Annotated in this window: 17 protein-coding genes; 9 read left to right on the top strand and 8 right to left on the bottom strand. The window is 76.8% G+C overall.

Features of this window, described 5'->3' with window-relative positions; genetic code table 11:
- Positions 1–234: 234 nt before the first annotated feature.
- Positions 235–1095, bottom strand: coding sequence for a hypothetical protein (locus tag V9U69_RS15665; RefSeq protein ID WP_337062785.1), 861 nt, complete (start codon positions 1093–1095; stop codon positions 235–237).
- Positions 1096–1193: 98 nt separating this feature from the next.
- The gene (locus tag V9U69_RS15660; RefSeq protein WP_337062784.1) at positions 1194–2300 is read right to left on the bottom strand and encodes a diacylglycerol/lipid kinase family protein; all 1107 of its coding nucleotides are present in this window, start codon (positions 2298–2300) and stop codon (positions 1194–1196) included.
- 71 nt (positions 2301–2371) lie between these two features.
- On the opposite strand from V9U69_RS15660, the gene serS reads away from it, so the two are divergent.
- The 5 genes from serS to V9U69_RS15635 all read left to right on the top strand — a co-directional run bounded on the left by serS (position 2372) and on the right by V9U69_RS15635 (position 7938).
- A complete protein-coding gene (gene serS / locus V9U69_RS15655; RefSeq protein WP_337062783.1) occupies positions 2372–3640 on the top strand; it encodes a serine--tRNA ligase in 1269 nt (422 codons plus the stop codon).
- Positions 3641–3718: 78 nt separating this feature from the next.
- The gene (locus V9U69_RS15650) at positions 3719–4552 is read left to right on the top strand and encodes an HAD family hydrolase (RefSeq protein WP_337062782.1); all 834 of its coding nucleotides are present in this window, start codon (positions 3719–3721) and stop codon (positions 4550–4552) included.
- 128 nt (positions 4553–4680) lie between these two features.
- Positions 4681–5247, top strand: a complete 567-nt coding sequence (locus tag V9U69_RS15645) for an oxygenase MpaB family protein (RefSeq protein WP_337062781.1) — start codon at positions 4681–4683, stop codon at positions 5245–5247.
- Between the two features lie 320 nt (positions 5248–5567).
- Positions 5568–6995, top strand: coding sequence for a multidrug effflux MFS transporter (locus V9U69_RS15640; RefSeq protein WP_337062780.1), 1428 nt, complete (start codon positions 5568–5570; stop codon positions 6993–6995).
- Positions 6996–7071: 76 nt separating this feature from the next.
- A complete protein-coding gene (locus V9U69_RS15635) occupies positions 7072–7938 on the top strand; it encodes an HAD family hydrolase (RefSeq protein WP_337062779.1) in 867 nt (288 codons plus the stop codon).
- On the opposite strand, the gene V9U69_RS15630 is transcribed toward V9U69_RS15635, so the two are convergent.
- Together V9U69_RS15630 and V9U69_RS15625 are read right to left on the bottom strand one after the other, a co-directional pair.
- Positions 7919–8155, bottom strand: a complete 237-nt coding sequence (locus V9U69_RS15630; protein ID WP_337062778.1) for a hypothetical protein — start codon at positions 8153–8155, stop codon at positions 7919–7921. The two genes, V9U69_RS15635 and V9U69_RS15630, sit on opposite strands and share 20 nt — an antisense overlap.
- 20 nt (positions 8156–8175) lie before the next feature.
- Positions 8176–9162: a hypothetical protein gene (locus V9U69_RS15625; RefSeq protein ID WP_337062777.1), complete on the bottom strand. Its 987-nt coding sequence runs from the start codon at positions 9160–9162 to the stop codon at positions 8176–8178.
- Positions 9163–9313: 151 nt separating this feature from the next.
- Here V9U69_RS15625 and V9U69_RS15620 point away from each other — a divergent pair, with 151 nt between their 5' ends.
- Positions 9314–10669 (top strand): PP2C family protein-serine/threonine phosphatase, encoded by a 1356-nt coding sequence (locus tag V9U69_RS15620; protein WP_337062776.1) that lies wholly within the window; start codon positions 9314–9316, stop codon positions 10667–10669.
- 57 nt (positions 10670–10726) lie between these two features.
- Here the strand turns inward: V9U69_RS15620 and V9U69_RS15615 are convergent, their stop codons facing one another.
- The 4 genes from V9U69_RS15615 to V9U69_RS15600 all read right to left on the bottom strand — a co-directional run bounded on the left by V9U69_RS15615 (position 10727) and on the right by V9U69_RS15600 (position 13658).
- Complete coding sequence (locus V9U69_RS15615; RefSeq protein ID WP_337062775.1) at positions 10727–11065, bottom strand: hypothetical protein; 339 nt, start codon at positions 11063–11065, stop codon at positions 10727–10729.
- Between the two features lie 82 nt (positions 11066–11147).
- A complete protein-coding gene (locus tag V9U69_RS15610; protein WP_337062774.1) occupies positions 11148–11762 on the bottom strand; it encodes a bacterial proteasome activator family protein in 615 nt (204 codons plus the stop codon).
- 15 nt (positions 11763–11777) lie between these two features.
- On the bottom strand, positions 11778–12641 hold the full coding sequence (locus tag V9U69_RS15605) for a phosphatase PAP2 family protein (RefSeq protein WP_337062773.1): 864 nt from the start codon (positions 12639–12641) through the stop codon (positions 11778–11780).
- An 84-nt stretch (positions 12642–12725) separates the two neighbouring features.
- Positions 12726–13658, bottom strand: a complete 933-nt coding sequence (locus V9U69_RS15600) for an aldo/keto reductase (RefSeq protein ID WP_337062772.1) — start codon at positions 13656–13658, stop codon at positions 12726–12728.
- 144 nt (positions 13659–13802) lie between these two features.
- On the opposite strand from V9U69_RS15600, the gene V9U69_RS15595 reads away from it, so the two are divergent.
- The 3 genes from V9U69_RS15595 to V9U69_RS15585 all read left to right on the top strand — a co-directional run bounded on the left by V9U69_RS15595 (position 13803) and on the right by V9U69_RS15585 (position 16674).
- Positions 13803–14201, top strand: coding sequence for a hypothetical protein (locus tag V9U69_RS15595; protein WP_337062771.1), 399 nt, complete (start codon positions 13803–13805; stop codon positions 14199–14201).
- 135 nt (positions 14202–14336) lie between these two features.
- Positions 14337–14924 carry a TetR/AcrR family transcriptional regulator gene (locus V9U69_RS15590; protein ID WP_337062770.1) on the top strand — a complete coding sequence of 196 codons (588 nt, stop codon included), beginning with the start codon at positions 14337–14339 and terminating at the stop codon, positions 14922–14924.
- Between the two features lie 52 nt (positions 14925–14976).
- Positions 14977–16674 (top strand): MDR family MFS transporter, encoded by a 1698-nt coding sequence (locus V9U69_RS15585; protein ID WP_337062769.1) that lies wholly within the window; start codon positions 14977–14979, stop codon positions 16672–16674.
- Positions 16675–16718: the final 44 nt, after the last annotated feature.

The raw sequence follows: 16718 nt of genomic DNA, 5'->3' as shown, positions 1-16718 counted from the left end.
GCCACGTGGAGGACGCCGCGCAGCTGATGAACCCCCAGTTCACCGGGGTGCCGGGTTTCGCGGCGGGGGACCTGACGGGCCTGGCCGCGCTGGGCACCGGTCCCTGCCTCGGCGAGGTCTGACCCGCGCCCCCTCACCCCGCCCCGCCCCGCCCCGCGGTGGTCTTGCACGGTCGAGCGCTCGACCGTGCAAGACCACCGCGGGGCGGGGCGGGGCGGGGTGAGGGGGCGCGGGTCAGACCTCGCCGAGGCAGGGACCGGTGCCCAGCGCGGCCAGGCCCGTCAGGTCCCCCGCCGCGAAACCCGGCACCCCGGTGAACTGGGGGTTCATCAGCTGCGCGGCGTCCTCCACGTGGCCCAGGCCCACCATGTGCGCCAGCTCGTGCAACCACACCGCCCGCACCCGCAGGCGCACCTCCGGGTCGCCCAGGTCGCCCAGCGCGCTGGCCGTCACCCCCGCCGTGCCGGACACGACCACCGCGCGTCCCGAGGACGTGCGCGCCATCACCGGCCCGCCGCGGCCCAGGACCACCCCGCCCGCGCCCTGCTCGCCGGCTCCGTGCCCCTCGCCGTGCCCCTCGCCGCGCTCCTCCGGCAGGTTCCAGCGCAGCAGCGCGGGCGCCCACCGGTCGCCCCAGCGGTGCGGGTCGTACGGCGTCGCCCGGTCCGTCTCGTCGGTGGTGCCGTCGAAGACGAAGCGCAGGCCCGTGGCGCGCGAGACCCGCTCCAGCGCCGAGTCCAGCACCTCCTGACCGCCGGGCGGCATCCCCGCGGGGTTCACCACGTAGTGCACCGGCCGGCACGGGTCCCAGCGCGCCGGCTCGCCGTCCGCGCCCCGCTCCTGCGCCGACCAGGACGCGCTGGGCACCGCGACCGGCTCGGGCGCCCCCAGCGGGGCGCCGCCCGACTCGAACCCCGGCGTCGGGTAGCGCCGCGGCTCGGCGGACGCCACCCCCGCGCCGTCGGTCAGGCCGGTGCGCTCCAGCGCCGGCACGCCCACCGCCATCGCCAGCACCAGCGCGGCGGACCACAGGGCGCGCCGCGCGGGGCGGTGTCCCCGCCGCGCGCGTCGGCGGTCCTGGCGGGCGGCGAGCACCCGACGACTGTGCCGTCCCGCGCCCCGTCCGGGAGGCGTTTTCCGCGAACCGGCCCGGCGGGTTCACCCGAGCGGCCGAGGGCCGCCGGGCGGGGGGATCAGCGGGGCAGCGGGGGGCAGCGCACCAGCAGCGCACCCGGCTCCACGGCGACGCGGATGCGCAGCGCCGTGCCGACCGGGTCACCGTCCAGCTCCACCTCCTGCGGCTCGGTGCAGCGCACCTCGACGGTGCGCCCGCGCAGCCGCTGCACCCGCCGCTGACCGCGCCGGTCCCGGGTGACGATCGCCCACGCCACCTCGCCCCACGCGATGCCGCCGCGCGGGGACAGCACCACGGCGTCCAGCAGGCCGTCGTCGATGCGGGCGTCCGGCATCAGCACCAGGTTGCGCGTCAGCCGGCCGCAGTTGCCCACGATGACCGCACGGGTGCGCACGCCGACCTCCTCGCCGTCGTCCACCCGCACCCGCACCCGCGCCTGCGGGCCCCACAGCGCCCGCGCGCCCGAGACCACGTACGCGCCGTACCCCAGGTGCCGCTTGAGGCGGTCCTCGACGCCCGCCATCACCGCCGCGTCGAACCCCAGCCCCGCCATGACCGTGAAGAGGTGCTGCTCCGGGTCGGTGTCCGCGCCGGTGCGGTCCACCGTCAGCCACCCCACGTCCACGGCCGTGTCGGGCGCGGAGAACACCAGGTCCAGCGCGGCGGCCAGGTCCGCGTGCGGCACCTCCAGGTTGCGCGCCAGCAGGTTGCCGGTGCCGGCCGGCAGCAGCCCCATCGGCACCCCGCTGCCCGTCAGCGCCTCCGCGACGGCGCGCACGGTGCCGTCCCCGCCGGCCGCCAGGACGATGTCGACGCCCTGCCCCAGCGCCTCGCGGGCCTGCTCGGCGCCGCGCTCGGTGGGCGTCGTCTCCAGCCACAGCGGGTCCTCCCAGCCGTGGGAGCGGAACACCGCCGCGGTGTACGCCTGCCGGCGGCGCAGCGCCTGCTCGTCGAGGTGCGCGAACTTCGTCGGGTTCACCACGATCGCGGCTCGCGGCCTCCTCGGCGGCGCCGCCTCCAGCGCCGGGGCGGAGACCTCCTGCACCAGGGCCCGCAACCGCCGGCCGGTGCGCCGCTCGCGCACCAGCAGCGCGCACACCACCGCGAGCAGCACCGCCAGCACCACGGCGAGCGCGCCCGCGCCCCACAGGTCGCCCCCCGCCACGCCCGTCACGCTACCGGGAGGCCGTGCGCGCGGGCGCGGCGCCGGGACGGGCGCTCCGTTAGGGTCGGCGCGTGATCGACCTGCGCCTGCTCCGGGACGACCCCGACGCCGTCCGCGCCAGCCAGCGCGCCCGCGGCGAGGACGAGGCCGCCGTCGACCGGGCGCTGGCCGCCGACGTGCGCCGCCGCGGCGCCATCGCCGAGTTCGAGCGGCTGCGCGCGGAGCAGAAGTCCCGCGGCAAGGACGTCGCGAAGGCGAAGGGCGAGGAGAAGCAGGCCCTGCTGGCCGGCGTGAAGGAGCTCGCCGAGCAGGTGAAGGCCGCCCAGGCCGAGGCCGACGCCGCCGCGCAGGAGTTCGACGCGGCGATGCGCTCCATCCCCAACGTCGTCGCCGACGGCGTGCCGCCCGGCGGCGAGGACGACTACGTCGTGCTGAAGGAGGTCGGGGCGAAGCCGGAGCTGCCGGAGGGGCTGGACGCCTGGCGCGACCACCTGGAGCTCGGCGAGCTGCTCGGGGCGATCGACACCGAGCGCGGCGCGAAGGTGTCCGGCTCGCGGTTCTACTTCCTCACCGGTGTGGGGGCGCGGCTGGAGCTGGCGCTGCTGAACCTCGCCGTGGCGCGCGCCGTCGAGGCCGGCCTCACCCCGATGATCACCCCGACGCTGGTGAAGCCGGAGGTGATGGCGGGCACCGGGTTCCTCGGTGCGCACGCAGCGGAGGTGTACCGGCTGGAGGAGGACGACCTCTACCTCACCGGCACCTCCGAGGTGGCGCTGGCGGGCTACCGCGCCGACGAGATCCTCGACCTGTCCGCCGGCCCGGAGCGGTACGCGGGCTGGTCGGCCTGCTACCGGCGCGAGGCCGGCTCCTACGGCAAGGACACCCGCGGCATCGTGCGCGTCCACCAGTTCCACAAGGTGGAGATGTTCTCCTACTGCCGCCCCGAGGACGCCGAGGCGGAGCACCGGCGGATGCTGGAGCTGGAGGAGGCGATGCTCGCCGCGGTGGAGGTGCCCTACCGGGTGATCGACACCGCCGCGGGGGACCTGGGCAGCTCCGCGGCCCGCAAGTTCGACTGCGAGGCGTGGGTGCCCTCCCAGGGCGCCTACCGGGAGCTGTCGTCCACCTCGAACTGCACGACGTTCCAGGCGCGGCGCCTGGGCGTGCGCGAGCGCACCGAGGAGGGCGGCACCCGCCCCGTCGCCACCCTCAACGGCACCCTGGCCACGACCCGCTGGATCGTGGCGATCCTGGAGAACCACCAGCAGCCCGACGGGTCGGTGCGGGTGCCGGAGGCGCTGCGCCCGTACCTGGGCCTGGACGTGCTCACCCCCGCCTGAGCTCCCGCACCCCACCGGACGGGTGGTGCCGCGCGTCTCGCCGGGCCGGGTGCGCGCGCGGTGGTTAGGGTCGCTGACGTGAACGGGGGGCTGCGGGGCGCGCTGGTCGCGCTCGACGTCGACGGCACGATCGTCGACCACGACGAGGCGATGTCCGACCGCGTCCGGGAGGCGGTGCAGCGGCTGGCGTCCTCGGGCGCCCACGTCGTCGTCGCCACCGGCCGGTCCCTGCACGGCGTGCTGCCGGTGCTGCAGCGGCTGGGCCTGCACGAGGGGTTCTGCGTGTGCAGCAACGGCGCGGTGACGGTGCAGCTGGACCGCTCCGAGCCGGAGGGGTACCGGGTGGTGTCCCTGCACACCTTCGACGCCTCGCGGGCCGCGCAGGCGCTGCACGAGAGCATCCCGACCGGCCTGTTCGCGGTGGAGGTCCTGGGTCGCGGGTTCAAGGTGACCGGTCCCTTCCCGGACGGCGAGCTGACCGGTGAGGTCGAGGTCGTCCCCTTCGAGGAGATGTTCGACGAGCCGGTGATGCGCGTGGTGGTGCGCAGCCCGGAGCACACCTCGGCGCAGTTCGGGGAGCTCGTGGCGAGCATCGGCCTGCACGGCGTGGCGTACTCGGTGGGCTGGACGGCGTGGCTGGACCTCGCGCCGGACGGCGTCACGAAGGCCAGCGCACTGGAGGAGGTGCGGCTGCGGCTGGACGTGCCGCGCTCGGCGACGCTCGCGGTCGGCGACGGCCGCAACGACGTGGAGATGCTGCAGTGGGCGGCGCGCGGCGTCGCGATGGGCAACGCACCCGAGGAGGTGCGCGCCGCGGCCGACGAGGTGACCGGTCACGTGGACGACGACGGGCTCGCCGAGGTCCTGGAGGACCTGCTGGACGCGCCGGCCGAGACCCGCGCCGCCTCCTGAGGGCCCCGCCGCCGTGCCCGTCCCGCCCGCCCCGCGCGGTCCCCTGGAGCGGGTGCGGCGCACCTTCCGCGCCCGGGTGGCGGGCGACCCGACGGGCGCGCCTGGCCGGGACCGCCCGCTGGCTGGCGGTGTGCACGTTCGGCTCGGCGGAGCTGGCCGAGCGGGACTGCGCCCGCGTGCGCGGGGTGCACCGGCGGGTGCGCGGGGAGACCGCCGACGGGCGCGCGTACTCCGCGCGGGACGCGGACCTGCTGCGCTGGGTGCACCTGGCGTTCACCGACGCCTTCCTGGCCGCCCACCGCGAGCTGGGCGCGGACCTGTCGGGCCGGTTCGGCCCGTCGTGGGCGGACGCGTACGTGCGCGACTGGGCCCGCACGGCGCGGGCGCTGGGCGCCACCGACCTGCCCGCGACCGAGGCGGAGCTGGCCGGTGCGCTGGCGGGGTGCGCGCCGGTGCTGGAACCCGTCCCGGCCGGACCTGCGCCGGTTCCTGCTCGCCCCGCCGGGCCTGACCCGCGCGGAGGCGCCGTTCTGCGCGGGGCTGACGGCGGCCGCGGAGCTGCTGCTGTCGCCGGTGCTGGCGCCGGTCGCCGCCGCGCCCGGCCGCCGCCGCGCCCGGCCGCGCGGCCCGGGGCCCGGGGGGGCGGTGGCGGCTGGCGGCCACCCGCGCCCAGTTGCGGGCGCTGCGCGCGGTGACCGGTCGCGAGCCGTGGGAGCAGGCCGGCCGCTACCGCACCGGCACCGGCACCGGCCCGCGCCCTCCCTGGCTCTAACCCCCCGCTCCTCCCCCACCCCCCCACCGTGATCTTGCACGAGTGAGCGCTCAACCGTGCAAGATCACGGTAGGGGGGTGGGGGAGCAGGGCGTGCCGGGGCTGCCACGTTTCACCGAACCGGTTCGGGGGCACCCCTCGAACGTCGGGGCGACGGCCGGCGCGCAGCAGCGCGGGCCGACGTGGAGCCGTCGCGGAGCCCCGGCGCGCGACCGGCCCACCCCCTCGCCCTGGAGATCCCCCCGTGCCCGGCACCCCCTCGTCCCCCGACCCCACCGCCGCGGCCCGGGAGGTGAGGGCCTGCCCACCGCCGCAGCGCGCCGGAGCCCTCGGAGCACCCCGCCCCCGCGCCGACGAGGTGCCCGACCGGGACACCGCGGTGGCCGACGCCGCCGTCGCCGACGTCGCCCCCTCCACCGCGGGACCGGCCGTGCCGGAGTCGCTGGACGAGCAGCGCCCCGCCCCGCCGCGCACGGTCGGCCTGGTGGTGCTGCTGGGCTCCATGGCGGCGCTGGGCGCGATCAACACCGACCTGTACCTGCCGTCCCTGCCGCAGGTGGCCTCCGACCTGGGCTCCACCGATTCCGCCGCCCAGCTGACGATCACCGTCGTGCTCGTCGGCATGGCGCTGGGCCAGCTCGTCGTCGGTCCCCTCAGCGACCGCTACGGCCGCCGCCCGCCGGTGGTGGTCGGGTTCTGCCTCTTCGTGCTGGCGTCCCTGCTGTGCGCGGTGGCGCCGAGCCTGCCGGTGCTCGTGGGCTCCCGGTTCCTGCAGGGCCTGGGGGTGGCGGCGGGGGCGGTGACGGGCATGGCCGTGGTGCGCGACCTGTTCACCGGCTCCGCCGCCGCGCGGCTGATGTCGCGGCTGGTGCTCGTCATCGGGGTGGCGCCGCTGTTCGCTCCGACGGTCGGCGGGGCCCTGGCCGGCGTCGCGGGGTGGCGGGCGGTGTTCGTGGTGCTGGCGGTGGCCGGTGTCGTGCTGGTGCTGACGGTGCGCCGGCGGCTGCCGGAGACGCGACCGGACGCCGGCGGGGCCGGGCCGGGGGTGCGCGGCACCCTCGGGCGCGCGCTGCGCACGTACGCGCGGCTGCTGCGCGACCGCCGGTTCGTCGGGTTCGCCCTGCTGCCGGGCCTGGCGATGGCCGTGATCGTCTGCTACGTCTCCGTCTCGCCGTTCGTGTTCCAGGAGGTCCACGGGCTGTCCACCACGCAGTTCGCCCTGCTCTTCGCGCTCAACGGCGTCGCGCTCGTCGGCGGCACCCAGCTCAACGCCGCCCTCGTGTCGCGGTTCGCGCCGCTGTCGCTGCTGCGCGTCGGCGTGCCGCTGAGCGCGGCGCTCTCGCTCGTCGTGCTCGCCGTGGCCCTCACCGGTGCCGGCGGCCTGGTCGGGCTGCTGGTGCCGCTGTGGTTCCTGCTGGGCAGCGGCGGGCTGATCTCACCGAACGCCGTCACCTGCGCCTTGGCCGAGCACGGCCGCACCGCCGGGTCGGCCGCCGCGCTGGTGACGGCGGCCCAGTTCGGCCTCGGTGGCGCGGTGGGCACCGTGGCCGGGGCGCTGGGCGGTGACGAGCGCGCCATGGCGACGGTCATGGTGGGGGCGGCGCTGGCGGCCTGCTGCTCGCTGCTGGTGGCGGTGCGCGCCGACCGCCGCGGGGCACCGGCCGCCGCCTGAGCCGGGCCCCGGGCGTGCGGTGCCCGGTCACCGTCCTGCCCGGCTGAGCGTCCCCGGCGGCTGGCACGATGGGCGGGTGAGCACCCAGGCGCAGCCGCTGCCCGTCGACGACGCGGCGGAGGGCGCCTTCGCCGCCTCCTGGCGCCTGGTCGCCACCGACCTCGACGGCACGATCGTCCCGCGCGAGCGCGGCGTCTCGGCGCGCACCCTGGCGGCGTTCGCGGCGTGCGCGGCCGCCGGCATCCCCGTGGTGCCGGTGACGGGCCGCCCGCCGCGCTGGGTGACGCCGCTGGCGCGGGAGGCGGGCCTGGCCGGGCAGGTGGTGTGCGCGAACGGCGCCGTCGTCTACGACCTGGACGCCGACCGGGTCGTGCGCCGGCACGCCCTGGACGCCGGGGTGGTGCTGGAGGTGGTGCACCGGTTGCGCCCGCTGCTGCCCGGCATCGGCTTCGCCCTGGAGGCCGTGACCGGTTTCCGCCGCGAGGAGCGCTACGCCACGAGGTTCGACACGGGCCTGGAGCACGGTGTCGGGCCGCTGGAGGAGCAGCTGGCGGACAGCCCGCCGGTCGTGAAGGTCCTCGCCAAGTGCCCCGGGGTCTCCAGCGACGAGATGCTCGAGGTGGCGCGGGGCGCGCTGGGCGACCTGGTGGGCGTGACGCACTCGAACGCGGTGGACTCGCTCATCGAGGTCATGGCGCCGGGCGTCAGCAAGGCGAGCACCCTGGCGGAGGTGGCGCGCGAGCGCGGCGCCGGCCCGGAGGGCGTGGTGGCGTTCGGGGACATGCCCAACGACCTGGAGATGCTGCGCTGGGCGGGCCGCTCGTACGCGGTGGCCGACGGGCACCCGGACGCGGTGGCCGCCGCGGACGGGGTGGCGGGCGCCTGCGGCGAGGACGGGGTGGCGGTGGTGCTGGAGCGGCTGCTCAGCCGCCGTGCGGGGTGACGACCCCGATGCCGCGCACGAGGACGGGCACGCCGTCCACCGTCTCGGGCAGCTCGGGGCGGTCCGCGTCGTCGGCGACGTTGACCCTCACCGCCCACGACTGCCGCCACTTGGTCAGGCCGATGCCGTTGACCCGCGAGTCACCGCCCACCATCTGACGGACGTGCGCCTTCGCGGCGCGCGCGGCACCGACCTCGCCCCGGGAAGAGGGGGCCACACCTGAGGTGTCACCTGGGCTCACACGACCAGTGTCGCACCGAGGGCGTCGAGCACAAGGCCGATCGGGTTGCAGAACGTCAGGCCGGTGCCGTCCGCGCCGCCGCGCTCGCTGCCGGCGAAGAGCAGCCCGACCGCCTCGCGGGTGTCGGGGCGGTACACCAGGGAGCCGGAGTCGCCGCCGGCGGAGAACGCGCCGGCGTCGCCGGTGACCTCCACCTGCCCGTCGAAGGAGACCACGCCCACGGGGTACTCCACGGCCACGCCGTCCAGCTCGATGGCGCTGACGCGCCCGCGGGTCAGACCGGTGGTGCGGCCCACCTTCTCCACGGCGACCTCGTCGTCGGCGTCGGCCCAGCCGGTCAGCCGCCCCACGGGGTAGACGGGTTCCCAGCCGGGCCCGTCGCCCGTGCCGAGGTCCTCCAGCAGGGCCAGGGCGGCGTCGACGGCGTTGCCGCCGCCGGCGTCGAGGGGGACGGCGCGCGCGAGGCGGCCGACGCGGTCGGTGCCGCGGCCGGTGTCGGCGGGGCCGGGCTGCAGCACCGGGTCGTCGAGGGCGGCCTGGTCGGAGTCGGCCAGGACGTGGTTGTTGGACAGGGCGTACACGCCGTCGGAGCCGGTGACGGTGACGAACGCGCCGAGGGTGCCGGCGGTGACGTCGCGGTGCGCGATGGACAGGCCGGGGTGCAGGGGACGCACGCGGCGGCGCAGCTCGGCGGCGGTCCAGGCGCGCCCGGCGGCGGGGGCGGTCAGAGCGCGCACGCGGCCGACGTCGCGCACGTCGAGCTCGGCGGCGGCGGCCGTGCCGGCCAGGGCGCGGGCCTGCCCGAGCAGGGCCTCGCCGCGCTCGCCGGAGTAGCGGACGGCCAGCCCGTAGCGCGGCCCGCCGGGGCCGGCGCCGAGCACGCTGATGCCGACGCCGGCGACGCCGCCGGGGGCGGCGGAGGCCACCGCGACGGAGCGGGCCCGCAGCTGGGCCTTGAGCTCACGAGCGTTGTCGATGTGCACCGCTGGATCCCCCTGGTGAGCGTTCCGTGGTCTGACGGACACACTCTGACAGGGAGGTCCGACACGGGGACCGGTGGCGGCCGTCGGTGCGCACCGCCCGGGTGACCGGGCCCACCACCACCGCACCGCTGGTGGCATAGCGTCGACACCCGTGACCCCGGAGCAGGCGGCGGACCAGGCGGCGGATCAGGCGGCGGACCAGGCGGCGGATCAGGCGGCGCAGCACTCGCGGACGCTGGCCGTGGTGCGCGTGCTGCTCGACCGCGCCCACCTGGCCACCCCCGGCCAGGTGCCCGACGCGGTGCAGCAGGCGGTGGCCGAGCTGGGCTGGAGCGCGGGGATCTACCTCGTCGACTACGAGCAGCGCCTGCTGGTGCCCGCACCGGTGGCCGGCGCGCCCCAGCGGGTGCCGCAGGCGGTCGAGACGACCCTGGCCGGGCGGTGCTTCCGCACGGTGGAGCCGTTGCGCTCCACCTCCGGGCAGCCGGGGATCTGGCTGCCGCTGCTGGACGGGGTGGACCGGCTCGGCGTCCTGGAGCTCACGGTGCCGGAGGGCACCGACATGGACACGGAGGTCTTCGCCGAGCGGTGTGAGCTGTTCGCCCACCTGGCTGGTCACCTGGTGGTGGCCAAGGCCCCCTACGGCGAGGGTTTGACCCGGCTGCGCCACCAGCGCCCGCGCTCGGTGGCCTCGGAGCTGCTGTGGCGGTTGCTGCCCCCGCTGACCTTCGGGTGCGAGGGCCTGCTGGTCTCCGGGCTGCTGGAGCCGGCCTACGAGGTGGCCGCCGACGCCTTCGACTACAGCGTCCTGAACGGCACCGCGCACCTGGCCGTCTTCGACGCCACCGGCCACGACCTGCCCGGCACCCTGCTGGCCGCGGTGGCGCTGTCCGCGTACCGCACCAGCCGCCGCGCCGAGCACGGCCTGCACGAGTGCGCCCGCACCCTGGACGAGCACATCGCCGCCCAGGGCGGCGCCGAGCGCTTCGTCACCGGCGTGCTCGGGGAGCTGGACCTGGCGACGGGGCGGCTGCGCTACCTCAACGCCGGGCACGAGCCCCCGCTGCTCATGCGGGAGGGCAGGGTGGTCAAGGAGCTGACCGGCGGGCACCGGATCGTGTTCGGCCTGGGCCAGGGGCCGGGTTCGGGCGCGGAGCGGGTCAGCGTCGGTGAGGAGTGGCTGCAACCGGACGACTGGGTCGTCCTGCACACCGACGGCATCACCGAGGCCCGCAGCCCCGACGGCGCCTTCTTCGGCCGGGACGGACTGACGGACCACCTGGAGCGGGCGGCGTCCGCCGGCCAGCCCACGCCCGAGACGGTGCGCCGCATCGTCCACGACGTCCTGGAGCACCAGGACGGCGTCCTGCAGGACGACGCCACCCTGCTCATCGCCCAGTGGGCCAGCGGCAAGGAGCAGGAGATGGCCAGCTTGAACCCCGGCCTCGTCGCGCCGCAGGACCTCTCACCCACCCGCGGGCACGGCCCCGACGTCCCCCGCCGCTGAGCCGGCCGCCGCCCGGCGGGAGCACCGGACGGTGGTCCAGCAGCACCGGACGGCGGCTCAGCGCAGGCCCGCGAGCTCCTCGGCGCGCACCACGGCGCGCTCCACGGCGTCCAGCGACCCGCCGCCGACGCGGACCATCGCGGCGGCCTCGGCGACCTGCGCGCACGCGGTGGCGGTGCGGGTCAGGCGCCGGTGCACCTCGGGGTGACGGCCCTCGGGGCCGGCGGGGACGGTGAACCCGTCCGAGGGGGCCTCGGCCTGCGCGCGCAGGGCGCTGGCCCGCGCGGCGCGGGCGACGAGGTCCACCCGCGGCAGGTACGCCTCCAGCGCGGTGCGCTCGGGACCGGGCGGGCAGCCGTCGACGACCTGCTCGACGCGGCGAACCGCCCGGTCCACGGTGTGCTCGGCGCGCGCCCACACCCCCTGGCCCAGCGGGTCGGGGGTGCGGCGCCAGAACGCGAGCTTCAGCGCCCTCGCCTCACAGGTACTGGCCGGTGCCGCCGGGCTGCGCTCGCGGCACCCCGCCGCGCGGCTGCCCGCCGGGCCCGCCGGGCCCGCCCGTCCCGGGAGCCCCCGGGACGACGCCGGGCAGGGCGCGCCGCATCTCCTGCAGCTGCGCCTGGGCGGCCATCTGCTGGGCGACGAGCGCGGTCTGGATGCCGTGGAAGAGGCCCTCCAGCCAGCCGACGAGCTGGGCCTGCGCGATGCGCAGCTCGCTCTCGGAAGGCGCGGAGCCCTCCGCGAAGGGCAGCGCGATGCGGCGCAGCTCCTCGACGAGGTCGGGGGCCAGGCCGTCCTCCAGCTCGGCGAGGGAGCGGTCGTGGATCTCGGCGAGGCGGTGGCGGCCGGCTTCGTCCAGCGGCGCGGAGCGCACCTCCTCCAGCAGCTGCTTGACCATGCTGCCGATGCGCATGACCTTGGCGGGCTGGCTGACCAGGTCGGCCGGGCCGGGCTCGCCCTCCTCGGGCGGTTCGGCGATGCCCATGCCCTGCGGGGTGACGACGACCACGCGGGGGTCGCCGTCGGTGGGCTCGCGCCGCACGTCCGGCGGCGTGGGGTCTTCCGGGGGCTGCTGGGAGGGCTGCTGGGACATGGCCCCATCCTGCCGTCAGCCCCGCGCGCGCACCTCCCGCGGCAGGGCGGCGGCGGCGAGCAGGACGGTGGCGGCGACGGCGAGGCCGGGGGCGGCCACGGCGGTGCCCAGGCCGGCGCCGGGCCAGGCGTAGGCGGCGGCGAGGGCGAGCGCGCAGGCGGCGGGCACGCCGGTGGCCAGGGCGGTGACGGCGCCGGGGCGCCCGCGCACCCACCGCCCGCGCCGGCCCCAGGGCAGGGCCAGGGCCAGGGCGAGGACGGCGGTGCCGACGAGCGCGGAGGCCAGCGGGTCGCTGACGCGGTGCCAGCCGTCGGCGACGACCATGGCGGCCATCGTGCCGGAGGCCAGGGCGCCGAGCGGTGCCAGCAGCACCCGCCAGCGCGGTGGCGAGGCCACCAGCAGGCCCAGGCACACGCCGAGCACGCCGGCGGTGTGCCCGCTGGGCAGGCTGTTGCCGCCGTTGGCGTACGCGCTGATGAGGTTCGGCCGGTCCAGCAGGACGAGCTTGAGCAGCTCGGTGAGCGCCAGGGTCCCGGCGGCCACGCCCAGGCCGAGCGCGGCGCGGCCGGGGGCGCGGCGCAGCAGCCCGGCCAGGGCGACGAGCGCGGCGCCGGCGAGCAGGTGCAGGGGTTCGAGGAGCCCGGCGAGGTCCAGCAGCCGCTCGGCCGGTGCGGGCAGCCCGGCGTCGGCCGAGCGCAGGGCGAGGCGGTGCACGGCGTCCTCGGCGACCTGCCCGCGCACGGTGCGCACGGACACCACGTACAGGACGGCGAGGGCGGCGGCGTGCACGAGGGCGGTGGCGGCGTAGCGGCCGAGGCCGCGGCGGTCGGGGCCGCGCAGGGTGGGCGCCGGGGCCGTGGGGGCGGTGCTGGACGTCACCTCCCCACTGTGCGGCACGCGCGCGCGGGGTGCGTCGCCGGAGCGTGCAGAGCCCGCGCGCGTCGTGCGGGGGAGCGGGGTGGGTCAGCGGGAGGCGCGCTCCAGGGCGGCCACCTCGTCCTCGGTCAGCTCCAGCTCCACCGAGGCCAGCAGGGGGGCGACCTGCTCGACGGTGCGGGCGCTGGCCAGCGGGGCCAGCACGGTGGGCTGGTGGCGCAGCCACGCCAGGGCGACCGAGGCGACCTCGGCGCCGTGGGCGGCGGCCACCTCGTCGAGGGCGGTCAGCACCCGCTGGCCGCGGGGGCTGTCCAGGTGGGCGGAGGCCTTGGCGCTGCGGACGCTGTCGGCGCTCTGCCCGGGGCGGTACTTGCCGGACAGGAACCCGGAGGCGAGGGAGAAGTACGGCACCATCGCCAGGCCGTTGGCGGCGACGACGTCGGCGGGGCCGGACTCGTACTCCTCGCGGGCGACGAGGTTGTACTCGTTCTGCAGCGCGGCGTAGGCGGTGAAGCCCTCGCGGCGGGAGGTCTCCAGCGCCTGCTCCAGGCGGGGGCCGGTGAAGTTGGAGGCGCCGAGGGCGCGGACCTTGCCGGCGGTGACGAGCTCCTCGAAGGCGCCGAGGGTCTCCTCCATCGGCGTGCCCTCGTCGTCGGCGTGCGCCCAGTACAGGTCGACGCGGTCGGTGCCCAGGCGCTGCAGGGAGGCGTCGACGGCCTTCCGGATCGTGCCGGCGGCCAGGCCCTCCAGGCCGGGGGCCTTGCCGACCTTGGTGGCGAGCACCACGTCGTCGCGCTTGCGGGACCTGGCGAACCAGCGGCCGAGGATGGTCTCGGAGATGCCGGCGCCGCCGTCGCTCCAGGCGGAGTAGACGTCGGCGGTGTCGATGAAGTCGCCGCCGCCGTCGACGAAGGCGTCGAGCACGCGGTACGACTCGGCCTCGTCGGAGGTCCAGCCGAAGGTGTTGCCGCCCAGGCACAGGGGGCGGACGTCGAGGTCGGAGGTTCCGATGCGGGTCATGCGCCCAGCACAGCACCGTCGCGGCCGACCCGCTCGGCGTGCCCCGCTCGGCGTGCCCCGCTCGACGTGCCCCGCTCGACGTGCCCCGCTCGACGTGCCCCGCTCGGCGTGCGCCGGCGGCGGGGGTGCGCTGCAATGGGCCGGGTGCAGATGGGAGCCACCGCCGCCGAGTCCGTGACCATCCGGGGCGCCGACGTCGTCCTGAGCGCCGAGGGCCGCACCGAGGTGTACGACCTCTCCTACGTGCGGCTGATCGTGCCCTACCTGACGGGGGAGCGCTCCGTCGCGCCGATGCGGCTGGCGCACTTCCGCCCGGGGGTGAAGCCCTGGATCTGCCTGAGCGTCATCGACGACGACGGCTTCGAGCCGGACCTGTCCGGTGTGGCGCTGTACTCCGGGCTGGGCACCCACCGGGAGATGGGCCTGCACCTGAGCAGGGCCGAGGCGTGGCGCCTGGCCGAGATGCTGCAGGGCACCTCGTGCGCGCCGGACGCCGGTGAGCTGGACGCGGACGAGGGGGAGGACGAGGAGCGGGCGGCCTGAGGCACCGCCCGCGCGGGTGTGCCGCGCGGGCCGCCCGGCCCCGGTGCGCCCGGACGGGTGGTCCCCGACCCTGATCTGCACGGCGTGCGCGCCGTGCACTTGACGCGCACTTTGCACGGTGTGCAAAGTGCGGGTGTGCCCACCGATCCACCCCTCGCGCCCCTGCGCGAGCGCCGCCGCGCCGAGACGACCGCCGCCGTCGCCCGCGCCGCCCTCGACCTGGCCTGCGAGCGCCCCTGGGCCGAGGTGACCGTCGACGACGTCGCCGCCCGCTCGGGCGTCTCGCGCCGCACGTTCTTCAACTACTTCCCGTCCAAGGACGAGGCGCTGCTGCACTTCGCCCCCGCCTGGGACGCCGACCTGATCGCCGCGTTCCGCACCGGGACCGGGCCGGCCCTGGACGCCCTGGAGGAGATGCTCGTCGCCCAGACCGGGCGCTCGGCGCAGCACCGCGAGGACGCCCGCCGGCTGTTCGGCGTCGTGGGCGACAACCCCCTCCTGCTGCCCGTCGTGCTGGGGCGCATCGCCGCCGTCGAGGAGGAGCTGGCCGCCGCCGTGCGCGAGCGCGAACCCGGCGCCGACGACGTGCGAGCCCGCGTCCTGGCCGCCTCCGCCGCCACGGTCTCGCGGATCTCCGCGCAGTGCTGGATGGACGACCCCGAGGCCGACCCGGTGGCCGCCGTGCGCGCCGTCTTCGCCGCCCTGCGCGGCCTCGCCGGCTGACCCCCGAACTCCCCGAACTCCCCGAACTCCGCCGCACTCCCAGGAGACGCCCGTGACCGCCACCGCCCCGCCCGCACCGCAGGGGGCCGAACGCGCCCCCCGCGTCGGGTGGATCTTCGCCTCCCTCGTGCTCGTCATGCTGCTGGCCTCCCTCGACCAGACGATCGTCGGCACCGCCCTGCCCACGATCGTCGGGGAGCTCGACGGCCTGGAGCACATGAGCTGGACCATCACCGCCTACACCCTGGCGCTGACGGTCGCCATGCCGGTGTACGGCAAGCTCGGTGACCTCGTCGGCCGCAAGAACCTGTTCCTGCTGGCCATCTCGCTGTTCCTGCTGGGGTCCGCGCTGTGCGGTTTCGCGCAGGGCATGGTCGAGTTCATCCTGTTCCGCGGCCTGCAGGGCCTCGGCGGCGCCGGCCTGATGATCATGTCGCAGACGATCATCGCGGACGTCGTCCCCGCCAAGGACCGCGCGAAGTACATGGCCCCCATGGGTGCCGTGTTCGGCGTCTCCGCCGTCGCCGGCCCGCTGGTGGGCGGCTGGCTGACCGACTCCGTCGACTGGCGCTGGGTCTTCTGGATCAACCTGCCGCTGGGCGTCGTGGCGCTGGCCGTGTCCGCGCTGACGATCCACCTGCCGAAGCGGAGGAACACCGCGAGGATCGACTACGCCGGCATGGTCGTCCTGGCGCTGGCCCTCACCGCGATCGTCCTCGTCGCCAGCTGGGGCGGCACCGAGCACGAGTGGACCTCCCCGGTCATCGTGGGCCTGGCGGTCGCCGCCGTCGTGCTGTCCGTCGCGTTCGTCCTGATCGAGCTGCGCGCCTCCGAGCCGGTCATCCCGATGCGGTTGTTCCGCAACCGCACGTTCGTCGTCACCACGCTGCTCGGTCTCGTCGTCGGCGCCGGGATGATGGGTGCGCTGGCGTACCTGCCGACGTACCTGCAGATGGCCTACGGCGTGGACGCCACCGAGTCCGGCCTGCTGCTGCTGCCGATGGTGATGACCCTGCTCGTCACCAGCATCGCCTCCGGTGCCGTGGTGACGAGGACCGGCCGCTACAAGGCGCTGCCGGTGATCGGCACCCTCGTCGCCGGCGCGGCCATGTTCCTCATGTCCACGCTGGAGCTGTCCACCCCGCTGTGGCAGCTGTGCGTGTACGTCGGCGTCCTCGGTGCCGGCCTGGGCCTGTTCATGCAGATCATCGTGCTGGCCGTGCAGAACGCGGTGCACCCGCGCGAGATCGGCACCGCCACCTCCTCGAACAACCTGTTCCGCGAACTCGGCGTCACCGTGGGCGTCGCCGTCCTCGGCACGGTCTTCACCGGCCGCCTCACCGACCGGCTGGGCGACCTGCTGCCCGGCGGTGCGACCGCCGGCGGGCACGGCACCTCCTCGCTGACCCCGGAGGTCGTGCGCTCGCTGCCCGCGGGCGTCGCCGACGGCGTCGTGAACGCCTACGCCGACTCGCTCACGCCCATCTTCCTGTGGCTGGTGCCGATGTTCCTCGTCGGCGCGGTCATCGCCCTGTTCCTGCCGGAGGTGCCCCTGGCCTCCACCACCCCCGTCGGCGAGGGCGAGGCGGAACTGCTGGGCGAGCAGGCCGCCGCCACCGCGACCGCCCCGTTCACCGCCCCCACCGCCGAGCAGGACGGTGGGCAGGACGGCGGGCAGCTGGGGGAGCGGGTGCCCGTGCAGGGTTCCGCCCCCGCCGAGGGCGGCGCGGCACCCCGGCACCGCCTCTGACGGACGGCCCTCAGGCCTCCGGTGCACCAGCGCGGCCGGCGAGC

The organism is Kineococcus sp. G2, assembly GCF_037154035.1.
GTDB lineage: Bacteria > Actinomycetota > Actinomycetes > Actinomycetales > Kineococcaceae > Kineococcus.
The sequence above is the reverse complement of the archived record's forward strand: the minus strand, read 5'-3'. Positions and strand labels throughout refer to the sequence as shown.

Bases quoted from the DNA above. Each gene is read 5' to 3' on its own strand.
- V9U69_RS15600 (WP_337062772.1), bottom strand. From the start codon at position 13,658: ATGACCCGCATCGGAACCTCCGACCTCGACGTCCGCCCCCTGTGCCTG.
- V9U69_RS15610 (WP_337062774.1), bottom strand. From the start codon at position 11,762: ATGTCCCAGCAGCCCTCCCAGCAGCCCCCGGAAGACCCCACGCCGCCG.